Origin of the sequence: Rhodococcus sp. 21391, assembly GCF_016772255.1 — a bacterium.
Classification (GTDB): Bacteria; Actinomycetota; Actinomycetes; order Mycobacteriales; family Mycobacteriaceae; genus Rhodococcus_F; species Rhodococcus_F opacus.
Genome location: NZ_CP063782.1, coordinates 871,639 through 886,717, shown reverse-complemented (window position 1 = coordinate 886,717; position 15,079 = coordinate 871,639). Strand labels below are relative to the sequence as shown.

The 15,079-nt window shown below is 70.0% G+C and carries 24 protein-coding genes and 2 pseudogenes; 11 read left to right on the top strand and 15 right to left on the bottom strand.

Annotated features, from left to right (window positions below; translation table 11 throughout):
* Position 1: 1 nt before the first annotated feature.
* From GO592_RS46105 to GO592_RS46100, 4 genes and pseudogenes are all read right to left on the bottom strand, one after another.
* Positions 2–586: pseudogene (locus GO592_RS46105) on the bottom strand (diguanylate cyclase domain-containing protein); the annotation flags it as partial.
* Positions 510–1,178 carry a PAS domain-containing protein gene (locus tag GO592_RS45275; RefSeq protein WP_236581099.1) on the bottom strand — a complete coding sequence of 223 codons (669 nt, stop codon included), beginning with the start codon at positions 1,176–1,178 and terminating at the stop codon, positions 510–512. The pseudogene GO592_RS46105 and the gene GO592_RS45275, both read right to left, overlap by 77 nt.
* A gap of 139 nt (positions 1,179–1,317) precedes the next feature.
* A complete protein-coding gene (locus GO592_RS38990; RefSeq protein ID WP_160096516.1) occupies positions 1,318–1,632 on the bottom strand; it encodes an ANTAR domain-containing protein in 315 nt (104 codons plus the stop codon).
* A 149-nt stretch (positions 1,633–1,781) separates the two neighbouring features.
* The gene (locus GO592_RS46100; protein ID WP_258085252.1) at positions 1,782–1,904 is read right to left on the bottom strand and encodes a hypothetical protein; all 123 of its coding nucleotides are present in this window, start codon (positions 1,902–1,904) and stop codon (positions 1,782–1,784) included.
* Positions 1,905–2,038: 134 nt separating this feature from the next.
* Here GO592_RS46100 and GO592_RS38985 point away from each other — a divergent pair, with 134 nt between their 5' ends.
* The 4 genes from GO592_RS38985 (at position 2,039) to GO592_RS46095 (ending at position 4,088) form a co-directional block, all read left to right on the top strand.
* Positions 2,039–3,445, top strand: coding sequence for a WS/DGAT/MGAT family O-acyltransferase (locus GO592_RS38985; RefSeq protein WP_160096514.1), 1,407 nt, complete (start codon positions 2,039–2,041; stop codon positions 3,443–3,445).
* Between the two features lie 64 nt (positions 3,446–3,509).
* Positions 3,510–3,716: a hypothetical protein gene (locus GO592_RS38980; RefSeq protein WP_160096652.1), complete on the top strand. Its 207-nt coding sequence runs from the start codon at positions 3,510–3,512 to the stop codon at positions 3,714–3,716.
* Positions 3,717–3,773: 57 nt separating this feature from the next.
* Entirely contained in the window at positions 3,774–3,914 is a 141-nt protein-coding gene (locus GO592_RS38975) for a hypothetical protein (RefSeq protein ID WP_201453077.1), read from the top strand.
* A 45-nt stretch (positions 3,915–3,959) separates the two neighbouring features.
* The gene (locus GO592_RS46095; protein WP_258085251.1) at positions 3,960–4,088 is read left to right on the top strand and encodes a hypothetical protein; all 129 of its coding nucleotides are present in this window, start codon (positions 3,960–3,962) and stop codon (positions 4,086–4,088) included.
* A 16-nt stretch (positions 4,089–4,104) separates the two neighbouring features.
* On the opposite strand, the gene GO592_RS38970 is transcribed toward GO592_RS46095, so the two are convergent.
* Positions 4,105–4,278 (bottom strand): hypothetical protein, encoded by a 174-nt coding sequence (locus GO592_RS38970; RefSeq protein WP_160096651.1) that lies wholly within the window; start codon positions 4,276–4,278, stop codon positions 4,105–4,107.
* A 198-nt stretch (positions 4,279–4,476) separates the two neighbouring features.
* Between GO592_RS38970 and GO592_RS38965 the strand changes: the two genes are divergently transcribed.
* Positions 4,477–4,761, top strand: coding sequence for a hypothetical protein (locus GO592_RS38965; RefSeq protein ID WP_160096649.1), 285 nt, complete (start codon positions 4,477–4,479; stop codon positions 4,759–4,761).
* Between the two features lie 474 nt (positions 4,762–5,235).
* Positions 5,236–5,445: a hypothetical protein gene (locus GO592_RS38960; RefSeq protein ID WP_201453076.1), complete on the top strand. Its 210-nt coding sequence runs from the start codon at positions 5,236–5,238 to the stop codon at positions 5,443–5,445.
* A gap of 130 nt (positions 5,446–5,575) precedes the next feature.
* Here the strand turns inward: GO592_RS38960 and GO592_RS38955 are convergent, their stop codons facing one another.
* From GO592_RS38955 to GO592_RS38940, 4 genes are all read right to left on the bottom strand, one after another.
* On the bottom strand, positions 5,576–5,782 hold the full coding sequence (locus GO592_RS38955) for a hypothetical protein (RefSeq protein ID WP_160096645.1): 207 nt from the start codon (positions 5,780–5,782) through the stop codon (positions 5,576–5,578).
* A complete protein-coding gene (locus GO592_RS38950; protein WP_201453075.1) occupies positions 5,779–6,033 on the bottom strand; it encodes a hypothetical protein in 255 nt (84 codons plus the stop codon). Before GO592_RS38950 ends, GO592_RS38955 begins: the two co-directional genes overlap by 4 nt.
* A gap of 989 nt (positions 6,034–7,022) precedes the next feature.
* Positions 7,023–7,337: a hypothetical protein gene (locus GO592_RS38945; RefSeq protein WP_202715231.1), complete on the bottom strand. Its 315-nt coding sequence runs from the start codon at positions 7,335–7,337 to the stop codon at positions 7,023–7,025.
* A 99-nt stretch (positions 7,338–7,436) separates the two neighbouring features.
* On the bottom strand, positions 7,437–7,790 hold the full coding sequence (locus tag GO592_RS38940) for a hypothetical protein (protein ID WP_201453074.1): 354 nt from the start codon (positions 7,788–7,790) through the stop codon (positions 7,437–7,439).
* A gap of 227 nt (positions 7,791–8,017) precedes the next feature.
* Here GO592_RS38940 and GO592_RS38935 point away from each other — a divergent pair, with 227 nt between their 5' ends.
* Both GO592_RS38935 and GO592_RS38930 read left to right on the top strand, forming a co-directional pair.
* Positions 8,018–8,512 (top strand): hypothetical protein, encoded by a 495-nt coding sequence (locus GO592_RS38935; RefSeq protein ID WP_160096643.1) that lies wholly within the window; start codon positions 8,018–8,020, stop codon positions 8,510–8,512.
* A 733-nt stretch (positions 8,513–9,245) separates the two neighbouring features.
* Positions 9,246–9,755 carry a helix-turn-helix domain-containing protein gene (locus GO592_RS38930; RefSeq protein WP_237737256.1) on the top strand — a complete coding sequence of 170 codons (510 nt, stop codon included), beginning with the start codon at positions 9,246–9,248 and terminating at the stop codon, positions 9,753–9,755.
* 219 nt (positions 9,756–9,974) lie between these two features.
* Here the strand turns inward: GO592_RS38930 and GO592_RS38925 are convergent, their stop codons facing one another.
* Complete coding sequence (locus tag GO592_RS38925) at positions 9,975–10,169, bottom strand: hypothetical protein (protein WP_039951183.1); 195 nt, start codon at positions 10,167–10,169, stop codon at positions 9,975–9,977.
* 29 nt (positions 10,170–10,198) lie between these two features.
* Here GO592_RS38925 and GO592_RS38920 point away from each other — a divergent pair, with 29 nt between their 5' ends.
* Positions 10,199–11,461 carry a carboxylate-amine ligase gene (locus GO592_RS38920; protein ID WP_007297221.1) on the top strand — a complete coding sequence of 421 codons (1,263 nt, stop codon included), beginning with the start codon at positions 10,199–10,201 and terminating at the stop codon, positions 11,459–11,461.
* 154 nt (positions 11,462–11,615) lie between these two features.
* Here GO592_RS38920 and GO592_RS38915 read toward each other — a convergent pair whose 3' ends face one another.
* The gene (locus tag GO592_RS38915) at positions 11,616–11,987 is read right to left on the bottom strand and encodes a WhiB family transcriptional regulator (RefSeq protein ID WP_007297222.1); all 372 of its coding nucleotides are present in this window, start codon (positions 11,985–11,987) and stop codon (positions 11,616–11,618) included.
* Positions 11,988–12,373: 386 nt separating this feature from the next.
* Between GO592_RS38915 and GO592_RS38910 the strand changes: the two genes are divergently transcribed.
* Positions 12,374–12,514 (top strand): hypothetical protein, encoded by a 141-nt coding sequence (locus tag GO592_RS38910; RefSeq protein ID WP_162130647.1) that lies wholly within the window; start codon positions 12,374–12,376, stop codon positions 12,512–12,514.
* Between the two features lie 129 nt (positions 12,515–12,643).
* Here GO592_RS38910 and GO592_RS38905 read toward each other — a convergent pair whose 3' ends face one another.
* The 3 genes and pseudogenes from GO592_RS38905 to GO592_RS45265 form a co-directional block, all read right to left on the bottom strand.
* A complete protein-coding gene (locus GO592_RS38905) occupies positions 12,644–13,009 on the bottom strand; it encodes a hypothetical protein (protein WP_236581596.1) in 366 nt (121 codons plus the stop codon).
* A gap of 475 nt (positions 13,010–13,484) precedes the next feature.
* Positions 13,485–13,592, bottom strand: a pseudogene (locus GO592_RS45270) (recombinase family protein); the annotation flags it as partial.
* Between the two features lie 97 nt (positions 13,593–13,689).
* A complete protein-coding gene (locus GO592_RS45265) occupies positions 13,690–13,941 on the bottom strand; it encodes a recombinase family protein (RefSeq protein WP_050998607.1) in 252 nt (83 codons plus the stop codon).
* A 139-nt stretch (positions 13,942–14,080) separates the two neighbouring features.
* On the opposite strand from GO592_RS45265, the gene GO592_RS38895 reads away from it, so the two are divergent.
* A complete protein-coding gene (locus GO592_RS38895) occupies positions 14,081–14,566 on the top strand; it encodes a hypothetical protein (protein WP_007297224.1) in 486 nt (161 codons plus the stop codon).
* Positions 14,567–14,867: 301 nt separating this feature from the next.
* Here the strand turns inward: GO592_RS38895 and GO592_RS38890 are convergent, their stop codons facing one another.
* Positions 14,868–15,035, bottom strand: coding sequence for a hypothetical protein (locus GO592_RS38890; RefSeq protein ID WP_167332371.1), 168 nt, complete (start codon positions 15,033–15,035; stop codon positions 14,868–14,870).
* Positions 15,036–15,079: the final 44 nt, after the last annotated feature.

Genomic DNA, 15,079 nt, shown 5'->3' with positions numbered 1-15,079 from the left:
CGCAGACGATGACGAATTCGTCGCCGCCGAGGCGGGCGACGGTGCCGGCCGGCCCGGCCGCCCCGACGAGGCGCCCCGCCAGCCGAATCAGGACGGCGTCCCCGTGCGCGTGCCCGAGGCTGTCGTTGACCACCTTGAAGTCGTCGAGATCGACCAGCAGGACCGCGGCGGTGGTGTGGCCCCGGCAGGCGGTGTCGAGGGCGGCGGCGATCCGCCGGCACGCCGCGGTCCGGTTCGGCAATCCGGTGAGCGGGTCGCGGCGGCTCTGATCCCGCACCCGGGTTTCGGTGTCGATCCGGCCGATCGCGGCGGACAGCACGGTGGCGACCGCCCGCAGGAACGCGACATCGCGGTCGGTGTAGTCGCGGGGGCGGGCGCTGTGCACGGTCAGCACCCCCCACAGGGCGTCGGCGCCGATCGGCACACTAATGCCGCTGCGCAGCCCGCGCCCGGCCATCGTGGTGGTGGCGAACCGGGTTTCCTGCTCACGGTTCGAACACACCACCACCTCACCGGTGGCCGCCGCGTACCCCGGCGGCGACGCCGCTCCGGCGGCGAAGGACCGCGGCCTGGGGGGGTTGCCCACTGTAGGCGAGGACCTCGAGCGCGTCGGTGCCGGTGCTCCGGGCGATCGAGGCGCACCCCGCCCCGATCAGGGCGGCGGCCGCACCGGTGGCGGCGGGCAGCAGGGTGTCGAGGTCGGCGACGACGGCGAGCCGGCCGAGCTCGGCCAGGGCGTGTTGTTCGCGGGCCCGGTGCGCGGTCGACTCGAGGGCGGTGCGGAATCGGCGATCCTGCGTGCGGCGGCGCCGGCGGTCGCGCATGATCGCGGCGATCACCGCCGGGCCGGCCTCCCCGTGACGCACCGCGAATGCGGAAACATACACCGGGATCGGCTCACCGGTGCCGAAATGCCGCAGCTCGCTGACCCCCTGCCAATGCCCGTGGCGGGTCAGGGCCGCCTCCACCGCGGGGGTTTGGGCCAGGCCGGCGTCGGTGAGGAATTCGGCGGTGGTCCGGGCCCGGGCGTCCGCGTGATCGCGCAGGCCCACCAGCGCGATACCCGCCGGGTTCAGATACAGAATGTGGCCGGTGCCGAAATCGGAGAGGAACACCAGGTCCGGGGCCTGGTCGAGCACCGACCGCCACAGGTCGGGGTCCAGGGACTTGAACTCCACAACCATCCCTCCTGCGCCGGTCACCGATCGGAGAGGTGGAACCGGCGGTCCCCGTCAGGGCTGTTCGAATCCCGCTGGAACCCCGACAATTTCGATCCCGACCGCTGCCTGTCGATTCCTCACCGGCAAAGCGAAGGTGTCAGCCGGCGTGTCGGCGCGGGGGCAGCTGGGCCAAGAGGGTGGCCCATTCGTCGAAGCGGGTCGCGTCGAGGCGGGGCCGGTTCTGCCGCGGCGGGCCGGCGAGGTCGACCAGGGCCCGGGCCGCACCGAGGACGGTGAGGTGGTGCCGGTGTGCCACGTCGAGGAGTTCGTCGAACGCCTGTGCGTCGCTGTAGCCGCGGCCGGCGATCAACACCCCCTTCGCAGTGGCGAGCAGTTCCCGGCCGTCGCGGCGCCGCCACCTCGCCAGTGGCGTCGGTTCCGGAAAAAGTCGTGCGGTGTCGTTCTCGGCCATGGGTTCTCCTTCGCGTTCGTGCATCGACAGGGGGCCGCCGGCTGTGTCGGCCGGCCCCGCATGTGACACGACCTGTGAGGTGTGTCACTTTGTCGATACCCCGAGTAGTTCTAGCTCGAGGATTGCCCGATGTCACCCCACACGAACGTTTAGTCGGCCGTCACCTCGCCACCTGGGGAAATGGCACCGGGTGCCGGATGGTTGCCGGAGTTGGCGTACCGCGTGATGGTGAGGTACATCTGAAACCACGTGATCGGTTTGTGATCCATCACACACCTAACCGTAACCTTAACCCTTGACCTGAGGTGCATCCACACTGCACCACCGGTCCTGGCGAACAGACCTACTTCGGGTCCCCGGAGTTCGGGTCACGCGGAACGACGCGGAACGAAAGGCCCCCTATCCCATGCTGTTGCCGATGTCCCCGACCGATTCCCTGTTCCTGCTCGGGGAGTCCCGGGAGCATCCGTTGCACGTCGGCGGCCTGGCCTTGTTCGCACCACCCGACGACGGGCGGGCGGCGGATGTGCGGGCGATGCTGGAGGCGGCCTCGCGCAGCGACCAGGTGGCACCGTTGCTGCGTAAGCGGGCGGCCCGCTCGGTGACCTCGCTGGGTCAGTGGGGCTGGGACACCGACACCGAGATCGACCTGGGCCACCACATCCGCCGCGACGCCCTGCCGCAGCCCGGCGGCATGACGGAACTGATGTCCCTGGTCTCGAGGCTGCACGGAAGCCTGCTCGACCGCTCCCGCCCGTTGTGGGAGATGCACCTGATCGAGGGACTCGCCGACGGCCGGTTCGCGGTGTACATGAAGATTCATCATGCCCTCGCCGACGGCGCGTCCGCGATGAAGTTCCTGCGCCGCGCGTTGAGCGAGGACCCGCAGGAGCGGGACATGCCCGCCCCGTGGCAGCCCACGCCGACCCGGACGCCGCCTTCTTCGTCGGTCGCGTCCGTCGCGTCGGCCGCCCGGAATCCGCTCGAGCTTCCGGGTGCGGCGCTGTCCGCCGCCCGCGGGGCGCTCGGCGAGGTGGCCGGGCTGGTGCCGGCGGCGGTCGGCACCGTGGACCGGGCATTGCGGGCTCGCGGTGGTCCGCTGTCGCTGACCGCCCCGCACACCGTGTTGAACGTGCCGATCGGCGGTGCCCGGCACTTCGCCGGCCGCACCTGGCCGCTGGAGCGGCTGCGGATGATCGCCAAGCACGCCGACGCCACCATCAACGATGTGGTGTTGGCCCTGTCCTCCGGTGCGCTGCGCACATTCCTGGACGGCTTGAATGCCTTGCCCACGGATCCGCTGATCGCGATGGTCCCGGTGTCGCTGCGCGGCGGCGGCAGGGAGGGCGAAGACGGGAATCGGCTCGGGGTGCTGATGTGCAACATGGGCACCCACCTCGCCGACGCCGGCCACCGGCTCGAGGCCGTGCGCACCAGCATGAACGAGGGCAAGGCGCCGTTGCGCGGCATGAGCCCGGCACAGGTGCTGGCGATGAGCGCCCTCGGCGCGGCGCCGCTGGCCGCGGAAATGCTGGCCGGGCGCCGCGGACCATGGCGCCCGGCGTTCAACGTGGTGATCTCCAACGTCGCCGGCCCCCTGACCCCGCGGTACTGGAACGGCGCCCGCCTCGACGGCCTCTACCCGCTCTCGATCCCCACCGACGGCCAGGCGTTGAACATCACCTGTACCAGCACCGACGACCAGATCGTCTTCGGGCTGACCGGCTGCCGGCGCACCCTCCCGCAGTTGACGCCGATCCTCGACCACCTCGACACCGAACTCGACGCCCTCGAACGGGTCGTCGGACTGTAGAACCCACCCCCGACCCCACACATCCGCCGAACCGCCACCCGCGCCGCGAGAAAGGACCCTCCCCGTGACCATCACCGCCCCCGGCTGCACCCGCACCGCCCACCCGGAAGAGCGACCGATCTCGCGGCTGCGCACCGGGGCGACGATCGGATGTGCGGCCGCGGCATCGGCGGCCGCCCCGGCGGTGCTGGTGACCGGGTCGGCGACCATCGGCGCCCTGACCGCGTTCACGACCCTCACCGCCGTCGCCGCGGCGACCGTGATGATCTGACCGCAACCCTTCTCCGGCGCAATCGCATTCATCGACCTGCCGACAGGACTCCGATACATGCGCATCACGACGACCGAGGCAATAACCAATCCCCGCACCGCATCCCGTGGCGGGTCGATCAGCACCGAGGAGATCAGGGCCCGCATCGAGGCGATGCTCGCCGACGATCGCGACGACCCGCAGCACCCCACGCGCTGAACCCCCGCAACCGACCCCCATCGGCATACCCGAAAGGACACCGACATGAACAACAAGGCGCAGTTGCTGCTGTTGCTCGCCGGAGCCGTCGGCGGCACCGCCGTCCTGCAGGCCGTTCTCGGGCGGACCGGGACACGCCGCACCCGCGGAGCACCCTTCCACCCGAACGGCTGACACCGACATGGGGCGGTCACCCGGCCGCGGGCAGCGGCGTCGAATCGTGCAGCTTGTCGCCAAGGGTTGTGGGCAGGGTGGTAGGGGCTCGTCGGCACGATGTCGCCGCCGCCATGTACGGGGAATCCTTCGCGCACAGCGTCTCGGCCAAGCCCTCGCGCGCACCGTCGCCGTGGCGGATCAGGATCACTGTCCCCTCCCTCCAAGGCGCGTGATACCGCCTTGATTGAACCCGGCCGCAGTGGGTATGCGGGCAGTGCCCCGCGCCAGTCTCACACCTGGGCCGCCGCGCCGCGCGGTGTCGATCGCCTGACGATCACCTCACCCGCACCCGGCGACCGAGCGAGCGGCGGTGACACCGACGTAGCGACACAGCAGGATCGATCTCATGACCACACACACGCACCTCACCACCGACCACGAGGAAATCCGTCGGTGGACCCAGGCCCATCACGGCGCCCCCGCCCGGGTCCCCCACACCACCGGCGGCGACGTGCTCCGAATCGACGTGCACGGAGTCGACTCGGGTCTCGAACACCTCTCCTGGACGGAATGGTTCGCCGCCTTCGACCGGCAGGGCCTGGCCCTCAGTTATCCGGATCCGCACCTACCGGGTGGGATCAGCGCCTGGTTCGAACTCGTACCCCGACCCCGCACCACCGGCCGCCCGTAGCCCCCACCAGGGCGCGGCCCGTAGTGATCGCGGCGCACACCCCTGCCGTTTCCCGACAAACCGATGGTGTCGATGAGCATGGGTCGGAGGGCGGCGGTCGTGAACGCGCGTGCGGAATCGGTGGGGCCGTTGGCCGGAGCGGATCTGGGCGCCGCCGACGAGATCTTCCGCCTCGCGTTCGGGACCTTCCTCGGCGTCCCCCGACCCGGCGTCGACATTCGGCACGATCGAAACCGGCACCGACAGACATCGACGTCGAGGCGTCCGGCCGGGACACACCACCAAACCAGAACGCCCAGCTCACCGCTTCGGGGTGGAGCCACTTCGAGCCGTCACACCTCACGAGTAGGGGTCGGCTTGGGGGCCAACTCGAGCCCCGACAAGGTGGGGGCCAGATCGAGGGTTCCGGCCCACTTTCTGTGATGATCCATTGTGTCCGCGTGTCGCTCCGACGAGACGTCGAATCCGCGCAAGATGATCAAGAAAGCCGGGGAGCGGGTCCACACCACGGACCAAAACGCCCACGACGGCCATCGCGGCGAGCCCCCAGAGGACACGGGCGAGGGCAGTGCGTCCTTGCACCAGGCCGGCCGAGCCGCCGACGACCAGCAGGGCGCCGATCCAGAGAATCCACATCGCGATCAGGCCTTCCTGATGGCGGCACAGCGGTCGGACATGGACTGATGAACAGTCGCGTGTGCCCCGCATGTCGGCGCTACGGCGTCGAGGCCGATCAGTTCGAGGAACTACAGGGCTCTGGTGCCGTCGGGAGATCGAGGCCATCGGGTCGGGGACCGGTTCGGTCCGGGCGGTGTCACATGCTGTCGAAGATGCGATGTTCGGGGACACCGGCGGACTGCGCCGCGGTGACGGCGTCGAGGAGGTCGTCGGTCAGTTGCTCGAAGGTGGCGGATCGGACCCGCTCCGGGGGCCGGTCGCTCGGGTGAGTGGTCAGGAAACTGTCCAGCAGGGCGCAGGTGTCGCGGACCCGCTCGAGCGCCCGGCGTTGCTCGTCGTTCACCGGCCGTCCGGCCGGCGGCCGACGACCCGCGTCGGCTCTTCGTGCGGTGCCCGGGGCGGGCAGGCGTGGTCGACCGCCGTCAGCAGGTTCTGGGTGAGGCGGTGGTAGGTGGTGAGCCACCGGTCGTCGACGGGTTCGTCGCGCAGATACGCCGTCAGGGCCGCGGTGTTGTCGCCGGTATCCAACCAGCGGCGCAGGTCGGTGGTGCGGTCCTGGACGCGGCGCAACAAGGTGGGGGGTGAAACGGGCATCGGGTCTCCTCCGGTTCGGACTTCCCTTCGGCGAGAATGGATTCGACGTTGCCCGCGGGTTTCCCGGCAACGCGTGCTTCCGCCAGGCCATTGTGACCGATGCCGGTGCCCGGTGCCGGTGTTTCCGGGTACCGGGCCATCGGCAGGCCACGCGGCCGCGAGCACACGGTCACCGATCCGGTCGTGGCTCGAACGGCACCGGTGGACAGTCCGCCCGGATCCGCTGTGCCCCAACCACTCCTGGCATCTGGGTCTCACGGGCGTGACGTTCGCCCGTCCGAGCGGGGCTTCGGCACCGCCCGCGCCCCGCATCGTGAGGGCGGAAGAAATACCAGGGAATGGAGGCGGATTGCGGCGGCCATGCGGTGAGACGAGCGACAAATCCGCAGGTCGCAAAGTTTCCGGAAATGACATCGGCGACGAGACCGTATGGTTCGAATTCGAATTCGTGGCCAAATCGCATCCGCGATGGCCATTCGTATTGGCGGTCGGCGATCTGCCCACCGTCAAAGTCGCCGGTGTCGCGGCGGCGGAGCGCCGTGGTGGTGATCTCGTAGGTGAGCAGTTGTCGTCCGGCGGTGGATCGAGGATCGGGACGAGGGCCCCGATCCCGGTCTGCAGCACCCGCCGGAGCCCGGCGACGCCGTAGCGGTGCGGTGCGGGGCGCCGGCGATCTGCCCGAACGCCAGCCGCAAACCGTCACTGATCTGCTCGATCAGGACATCGGCACACCTACGCGAGCTTGTGTGTGGCTGCCGGTATCTCACCACTGCACATTTCGCGGTTGGGTTGGTGCGGCGGCACCGAGTCCGGCGGCGCCGCGATCCCGGCGCCGGGGGGAGACCTCGGGCGGTGTTGGCGTCTTCGTGCCCAATCAGGCATCCGACGTCGGGTCACCGAGTCCACCATCACCATCGGCAGCATCATCGCCGAGAACGGCGTACTCGGCGATGCGTCCGCACCCGCGGCGCGCGGGCTGCGGGCGCGGCTCAGCCTTGGAAGCCAGACTTCGCCCCGGACCCACACGTCCTTCGTCTCAACCTGATGATCGCCCAGGCCTGACACAGAACGACGACCAGCAGGAGGCCGAGAACGGCCAGCGGCCACGCCGCCAGGGTGCCGTGGCCCGGAACTGTATCGAGTTGATGGATGTAGATGTCCCCCGCGATGTTGCTCCCGTCGAAGATGCAAGTCCATTCGGGATCTCGTCCTGGCAGGACCCTGGGCTCGACGCCACAGGTGAATCCCGCCTCACGAAGCAGATCACGCACGATCTCGGGATGTTCGGTCCAGATGTCAGGCAACTTCCTTCCCCTTATCTGTGTTGAGGACCCCCGTAAAGGTCAGAGTCCGTATGGTCAATTTCTCGTTGTTGGCGCGTCGTCACCCCTGCTTGGCCCGCGTCAACGCGTTCGAGATTGCCTTCCCGCCGACGCCACCTTGTCCGCCGCGAACCCCAACCACGGCCGGCGATGCGGGGTGTCAACCAGCTGGAATGCGAAGCTGTCCTCGGTGTCGGGGAAGCGGAACGCGAGAGCCTGCGCGTCCAACAGGGCGAACCACTGGTTCCAGGAGATGTGCGCGAGACCCGATCCCGGGCCCAGCCCGGTGAAGTCGATCCGCAGCACTGCCGCCGCCGCCTCGGGGTGGGTCGGGGGGTTCGACAGTATCGCCGGCGCCCCGTGATGGTGCTGGATCCAGCAGCGGATCAATTCGTGATCGGTGCTGGGCTCGAGGTGATTCTTGTGTGTGGTCATGACGGCTGCTCTTCCGGTGAGATTCGCGGTACCCGGCATCGCCACGGTCGCGAACCCTCGGTGTGTTCTCTAACGGTCGCCGGGTGTCGTCCTTCATTCTGCTCCGCGGCCACCGTGGATCGGCCACGTCGGTGGGAGGTAGTCGAATCCCGTCCCGGGATGTCCTGGTTCGTCACCCGGCGGGTGTGCCCAGTGTGCGACCGCCGCCGGCGGGGTATGCGGTGAACATGGGGCCGGACGTTGTCGGTGGTGTGGCCCAACCGGAGGCGCGGTTGGCCGGTCATCTGGTGCAGTTACTCGGGGACAAAGACATGTCGGGGCTGTCGGTGGAGGTGGCGCCGCTGGTTCGGGCGCCGGGACCGGGGTCGCCGGCCGGGGTGTTGTACACGGGGGTGCTGCGGTGGCTGGTCGGCGCGATCGCCGAGGTGGTCGTCGCCCGGTTGGGTGTCCCGGAGGAGGGGGAGTCGTTCGAGTTCAGGGTGCGCAGCACCCACGGGCGGCGGTTGGGGGTGGACGAGTTGCCCGACTCCGGGGGCCGGGTGTTGCGGTCGGTGAATGCGTTGCTCGCCGACGACCGGCCCGCGGCCCGGGCGCAGCTCGCGGCGGCGGCACGGGAACCGGATCCGGTGGTGCGGGCCGAAACTTTGGTCGCGGCGTTGGTGTGGGTGGATGCGCTGCTCGATGCGCGGACACCGGCGTTTCCGGATCCGCCGCCCCGCTGACCACCCGCGACGGGGTTATCCCGCCCGCGGATCGGATGCCGGTCGCGTGTGCGGTGGCCGTTGCCGGTGTGGTGCCGGTGGGGGGTCGGGTATCCGATGCCGGCGGAGGCTGTCGGACATCACACGTTGCCACCAGAGGTCGAGGGGGCTGGGGTCCGGCCATCGGATCGGATCGTCGTCCGGATCTGCTCCGGGTTGTGGTGCGGTCCGGTCCTCTCCGGTAGGGCACACTGTGCACGCCTTTCGGTCGCGGCGCCCGCCGCGCGGGGCACACTCCCCCTGGTGGTGGACGCTACCCCCCGTTCCGGGACGGCATCAGCATTTCCTCCTGGGCCTTCGGGGCCGGCATCTGGTGACCACCGGGCTCGGCGCCGGGTAGCTGTTGAGCGTCTCTGCATATGACGACCACGGGGCCACCAACCGTCACCCGTGATGCAGATGGGTTCCGGGCAGAGGGCCGATCGTCTGCATCGTCACCGTGCCGAGGAACGAGAACAGCCGTGATGAGCGATGCCGGATCGGGCGGACACGACCGTGCGGTGACGGCGGCGACGTCGTTCGTCGTCCGGCGTGACGGCGTGCCGTGAGAAGCGCTGCTACCAACACGAACCGGCCCCTGGTGCGATTGGATGTAGTCGTCGACACTGGTCCCACCATGAGCGGAGTCATCGGCTGTGATCGTCATACGCCGGCCCGAGGAGGCCGACACCTTCCTCGACGCCGGCACCATGCGATGCCCGCAGTGCCGGGGCACGGTGGCCAGGTGGGGACACGGGCGTGCCCGCACCGTCCGCGAGACGACCCTGACCGTGCGCCCACAAGGGTGCGCTGCCGCGACTGCGGCGCCACGCACATCCTGTTGCCCACCGCCCTGCAGGTGCGCCGGGCCGACACCGCCGAGGTGATCGGGAATGCGTTGGCCCACAAGGCGAAAGGCCTGGGGTTCCGGAGGATCGCCGAGCGGATGGGCCGCCCGGAATCGACCGTGCGCCGCTGGCTACGTCGCACTACCGGTGAGCATGTGCAGTGGCTACATCGCCGGGGTACCGAGCGGCTGGGCCTCGTCGCCCGCGAGGCGTTCTGCACCATCCGGTACGTCGGGAATCCGCTCGGGGACGCACTGTGCGTCCTGTCGGCGGCCGCGGTCGAGGATCGTCGCCGCTTCGGGTTCCCCGATCCACCGTGGGACCTGATCGGGATCTACACACAGGGACGTCTGCTGTCCCCACCCCGCAGCGGCTGACAAAACTGTCCCGTCCGGTCTTGCCGTGCCCGGGTACGTCCGTCATCGTGCCGATCGGCGGCGTTCACAATGACGCACAGCAGTCACCGTGCCGACGGGCCCGTCAGCCTGCCGACGAACGGCGACACCTGCGTCTGCAAATTCCGTGACGCCATCGTCTGCATTCTCAGCGACGGCCAACAGTAGCACCCGGACCGGTGCCGCTGGCGCCGGTGTGAGTCACCGCGGCCGACCACGGGATTCGGTGTGCCCGGGATGGTCGGGTTCGGGGTCGTCGGCGAACATGCGCGCGATCCGGGCCTTGATCTCGGCGGTGCTGATTCCCCCGCCCCGGGGCGCGGTGGCGGCGGATGGGGTGGTGGTCGTGGTGAACAGGTCAACACCACCGCCGTCGATCCGTTGTGCCCTGGTCACCCCCACCCGTGCGTGGAACGCTTGACCTCATGGTGGCCACGCCGCACGGCCCTTCTCCCACGCAGCCGACGACGGTACCGGTTCTCCCGACACCTCCCGCGGCACTCATCCCGCGCAACCCGTCCGGGATTGCGCCCACGATCGGGGTCGAGGAGGAGTTCATCCTGGTCGACTCCCACACCGGGGTACCACTGCTGTCCAACACCGCGGTGGCGGCCGCGGGAACCGCACTCGGCATCGACCTGCAACTCGAACTCTCCCGGTGCCAGATCGAAACGGCCACCCCCGTCTGCACCCGAATACCCGACCTGCGCCGGGAACTGCGCCGGGCCCGCACACTCGCCGCCGCCGCGGCCACCCGGTCCGGAACGAGGCTGCTCGCCACCGGTGTCCCCCCGCTCGGGCCACTGCCCCGGGCGATCACCGACACACCCCGGTATCGGCGCATGTCCGACGGTTTCGGCGCCCTGGCCGAGCAGGTGATCTGCGGCTGCCACGTCCACGTCGGCGTCCCCGACCGGGACACCGCCACCCAGGTCAGCAATCACCTGCGCCCGTGGCTGCCCGCACTGCTGGCGCTGACCGCGAACTCACCGATCACCGAGGGCACCGACACCGGGTACGCCAGCTGGCGGCACATCCTGTGGTCCCGGTGGCCCAGCGCCGGCCCGCCACCGTACTTCCGGTCGGCGCGACACTACGACACCCTGGTCGAGGCGATGCTCGACCGCGGAACCCTCCTCGACACCGCGATGGTCTACTGGGACGTCCGACTGTCCGATCATCTGCCCACCCTCGAAATCCGCATCAGCGACGTCCCGGCCACCGTGGACGACACCGTGCTGCTCGCCGTCCTGGTCCGGGCGCTGGTCACCACCGCCCTGTCCGCGCTCGACCGCGGGCTACCCGCCCACCAGGTCGACGACGACCTGCTGCGGGCGGCCTGCTGGCGCGCCGCCCACGACGGCCTCACCGGACACGGACTCGACCCCACCTCGGGGCACCCGATTCCCGCACCCTGCCTCCTGGCCCGGCTGCTCACCCACACCCGGCCCGCGCTCGAGGACAGCGGCGACTACGCGTGCGCCCGAGCCGCGGTGGCGCAGGTCCTGGCCCACGGCAACGGCGCCGTCGACCAGAGGCGAGCGCTGCGCACCGGCACCCTCGCCGACGTCCTGAACACCGTCGCCGACCGCACCACCGAGACCTGCCCACCCGACCACGAGCGCACCGGGGCGGCCGCGGATCCGGCCTCGCCGCCGGCCGACCGCACCGTCCGAGAACCCAGGTGAGCCGGGTGGATGTCGGTGTCGTCGTTGGAGACTATGCGCGGTGACTCCGCGGTTCGCTGCCGTGGTGGTGGCGCGGCGGCGCGGATGCGAGCGATGTCCCGTGGCGGCTGTCGGGCATGGCGGCGGGTGCGGCACCCGATGACGTCCGGGTATGTCACCCGATCCGGGTGCCGCCCCGGTCATCCGCGGCGGCAGGGACGGCCGACGGCGCGGGCAGGGGTGGTCGGTGCCCGCCGCGACGATGTGCGCGGGCGTGCCGTCTGCGGTCGGTTTCGGTCATCCCACCCCAGATTCCGTAGGGTTCGCCCGCAGTCAGGGCGTGGTCGCGGCACTGGGCGAGCACCGGGCAGTCCCGGCAGATCAGCCGGGCCTCCGCTTCGCGCCGGGCCCGGGCATGACCGCGTTCGCCGTCCGGACAGAAGAACACCGACGAGGCGATCCCGCGGCACGCGGCTAGCTCCCGCCAATCCTCCGCCGGACCGGTGACCTCGGGGGTCGGTGTCGGTGTGGTTGCTGCGGGCGGCACTGCGGTCCCCTTTCGTGTCGGTCCCGACCGGTGGAGCCGGGAACAGATCCGCACGCCAGGAAACCGATGTCGTCATCGTCGTTGTTGTTCATGTGAGCCGGGGTATCGGTTACGCCCGTTTCCGGTACCAAACCGACCTCCCCGTTTCGGAGAGGTATACCGGAGGACGCGGCGCCGGAGCCACTCGGTCGCCTGTCCAACTGGTGCCACGGGTCGGTCCGTTCGCGTGCGACCTGCGGCGGCCATTTCCCGGGGAGTCACCGCCGCGAGTCACCGCCGGGAGGGCTCTGTCTCGAATGCCGTGGCTCAGTGCTCGGACCGGCGCAGACTGCGCCCTCCGAGAACCCGAACGGGCGGATGCCCAGTGACTGGTTGAGCCGTCCCCGGTGGTTCTCTCTCGCGATCGCCGCGGCGAGCTCGATCAGCTGCGCCGGAATGTACTGCTCGAGCAGGGCACGGCGGAGATCGGCACCGACGTGTGTCCCGTCGGGTGGATGGTCGGTCAGGCATGGTCAGTGCCGGTGTGAGCTGGTCATCGTCGACGGTCAGGCCGTGGCGCTGGTTCCGCGGCCACAATGCCTTCCGGGTCTCGCCGACGGGGTACAGGTGCGTCAGACTCGCCACTTCCAGGACGAACGGTGCACCTGCGCAACTGCTCACGCCACGCCGGGGAACGGACCGCTCGTCTGCGCGATTTCCGCCGCGGTGGGTGCGGTGGGGCCGCATCTGCGCAACTGCCACCGGGTGATCGTGCCGTCCGGCCCGCACGTGTGACCGGCGGCCAGCGCCAGCTCTATCCGGGCTCGGACCGCGCTCTCTCGGGACGTGTCGACGGCGAACACGATCCGGAGACGGACCTCGTCCCCGACCCGGTCGGCGTGGGTGTGGTGCGGTGCAAGCGAGCGGGGCCGCTCCCGGCCCCAGTGCGTGCACAATGCGGAGGTGATCGCGGCGCCGGGGGCGCCGGGATCGGCATCCGGTGTCATGGCCAGCACGGCCTGGTGAGCGAACACGCTCCGCATATCTCGTAGTGTGCGCCCCGGCCTGCAGTCCTGTCATCCACACCCGATGCCCACCCGCTACACGGGGTATCCCAGTCCGCGGGCGGATATCGGAGAGCACTGCCGCGGGGTGTGCCATCCGGCGGCTTCGGCCGGAGCGCCGGTCAGGATCGGGCCGTCGCCGCAGACCGAGCACGCGATGTCGAACGCCGGGTGACCGGGTTCGCAGTGGCGGCAATGGTGTCGGGTGACAAGCGTTCCGGGGACGGCACGGGTCCGGGTGCAGCCACGTGACGGCGAGATCGGCGCGTTGGTGGGCGGCCACGGCGCGGGAGACCGGTTCGTGCCCGCAGGTCGGGCAGGCCCGTGACGACCGTTCCACGACAGCGGGCGGGACCTCCTGGCGGGTCGAGTGTTCCGCGGTGGAGGCCGATTTCTTGGTCAGGTATCCGTAGATGGTGGTCCGGGGCACATTCAGCAGGGCCGCGATCTGCGCGACCGTGTGGTGCCCGTCCTCGTGCAGACGTCGGGCGAGCCGGATCTGGTCCGGACCGAGTTTCGGTGGCCGCCCGCCCGTGCGGCCCCGGGCACGGGCGGCGGTCACCCCTTCCCGGGTGTGGGTGACCACCAGGCGAGGACCGAGATCATCGAGAACATCACCCGGCCTTCGTCGGTGGCGATGTCGATGCCCTGTTCGTGCATCAGCCCGATGCCGCGCCGCTACGCCGAGGGTGATCAGGTGCCGCACCGTGCGGGCCAGCCGGTCGAGTGATCACCAGAACATCGCCCTCGCCCAGCTGACCGAGCACCCGGTCGAGCTGCGGTCGATCCGCCCGCGACCCGGCGGCGTGGTCGAGGCGGATGTTCTCGGCGGCGACGCCGGCACAGCGCAGGGCATCGATCTGGGGATCCAGGTCCTGGCCTGGGTCGCAGACACGGACGTAGCCGAACAAATCTGTCGAGAATACCCACCGATGGGGTTTTCGACAGCGATTCGACACAGTGGTCGACAGTCCACCACAGGAGGACGGAGACACGTGTCGGCAGGAGTTGTCCGGTGTGCCGCCCGCTCGGTCGGGGTAACCGACGTTCATGGATTCGGACGTCAGCGGCCGCGCGCAACCGGAGGCCCGCCTCGCCGGACACCTGCTCACCCTGCTCGGCGATCGAGACATCGCGGCGCTATCGGCGGAACTGTCCCCGCTGGTCCACTCGACGGACCCGGCGCGGCGGGGACTCTACGGCGGCGTCCTGAGCTGGCTCGTCACCGCGCTCGCGGACGTGGTCGTCGCCCGCCTCGGCACCCGGGACGACGACGAATCCTATCTCCTCGAGATGCACACCACCGCCGGCCGCACCCTCGGCATCGGCGACCTGCCCACCCGCGACGGCCGGGTGCAGCGGTCGGTGCTCGCCCTGCTCGCCGGCGACCGCGCCGCGGCCCGGACCCAACTCGCCGCCGCCGAAAAGGAACCGGAACCGGTGCTGCGGGCCCGCACCCTGGTCGAGGCACTGGTCTGGCTCGACGCGGTACTGAACACCGACATGCCCGTCTTCCCGGACCCGCCACCCCGGTGAGCACCGCCGGTGAGCACCGCCGGTGAGCACCGCCGGTGGCACCGACAGTCGATGGCACGTCGGGTAACGCAAAGCCGACCCCGCGCAGGGTGATCGGAGGCAGCCATGCGCGGGGGCCGACTGGTTCGCAGCGGCTTCAGATGCCGACGTTCAGGCCGAACATCACATGAAGCCAATGTAGGACGCCATGAATGCCAGATTGAAATCGATTCCCGCCGACACAGTGCTCACCTCGCCTTAAGTGAAACGACCCCGCCCTAACTGCCTTGTCGCAGGTCGGGACGCTGATGTTTCACACTGTTCAGCCCACATGTGGCGTGTACTCGGGCAGGCTCAGCAGCTGCCGGACGTACTGCGCCTCGGCGATCAGGGTCACGTCGTCCAGCTTGGCCAATTCGGCGGGACTGGCCGTCGCGAGGTCGAGCCGCATCAGCTCGGCGACCCACTCCCGGATCTCGTGATGGATCATGCCGATCACCACCTCCGTCACTCTGTGGGTTAACCGCCACGCCG

Bases quoted from the DNA above. Each gene is read 5' to 3' on its own strand.
- GO592_RS38935 (WP_160096643.1), top strand. From the start codon at position 8,018: ATGGGGCCGGACGTTGTCGGTGGTGTGGCCCAACCGGAGGCGCGGTTG.
- GO592_RS38960 (WP_201453076.1), top strand. From the start codon at position 5,236: ATGATCAAGAAAGCCGGGGAGCGGGTCCACACCACGGACCAAAACGCC.
- GO592_RS38990 (WP_160096516.1), bottom strand. From the start codon at position 1,632: ATGGCCGAGAACGACACCGCACGACTTTTTCCGGAACCGACGCCACTG.
- GO592_RS38975 (WP_201453077.1), top strand. From the start codon at position 3,774: ATGCGCATCACGACGACCGAGGCAATAACCAATCCCCGCACCGCATCC.
- GO592_RS38895 (WP_007297224.1), top strand. From the start codon at position 14,081: ATGGATTCGGACGTCAGCGGCCGCGCGCAACCGGAGGCCCGCCTCGCC.
- GO592_RS38930 (WP_237737256.1), top strand. From the start codon at position 9,246: ATGCCCGCAGTGCCGGGGCACGGTGGCCAGGTGGGGACACGGGCGTGC.
- GO592_RS46095 (WP_258085251.1), top strand. From the start codon at position 3,960: ATGAACAACAAGGCGCAGTTGCTGCTGTTGCTCGCCGGAGCCGTCGGC.
- GO592_RS38985 (WP_160096514.1), top strand. From the start codon at position 2,039: ATGCTGTTGCCGATGTCCCCGACCGATTCCCTGTTCCTGCTCGGGGAG.
- GO592_RS38920 (WP_007297221.1), top strand. From the start codon at position 10,199: ATGGTGGCCACGCCGCACGGCCCTTCTCCCACGCAGCCGACGACGGTA.
- GO592_RS38965 (WP_160096649.1), top strand. From the start codon at position 4,477: ATGACCACACACACGCACCTCACCACCGACCACGAGGAAATCCGTCGG.
- GO592_RS38950 (WP_201453075.1), bottom strand. From the start codon at position 6,033: ATGCCCGTTTCACCCCCCACCTTGTTGCGCCGCGTCCAGGACCGCACC.
- GO592_RS38890 (WP_167332371.1), bottom strand. From the start codon at position 15,035: ATGATCCATCACGAGATCCGGGAGTGGGTCGCCGAGCTGATGCGGCTC.
- GO592_RS38905 (WP_236581596.1), bottom strand. From the start codon at position 13,009: ATGCGGAGCGTGTTCGCTCACCAGGCCGTGCTGGCCATGACACCGGAT.
- GO592_RS38940 (WP_201453074.1), bottom strand. From the start codon at position 7,790: ATGACCACACACAAGAATCACCTCGAGCCCAGCACCGATCACGAATTG.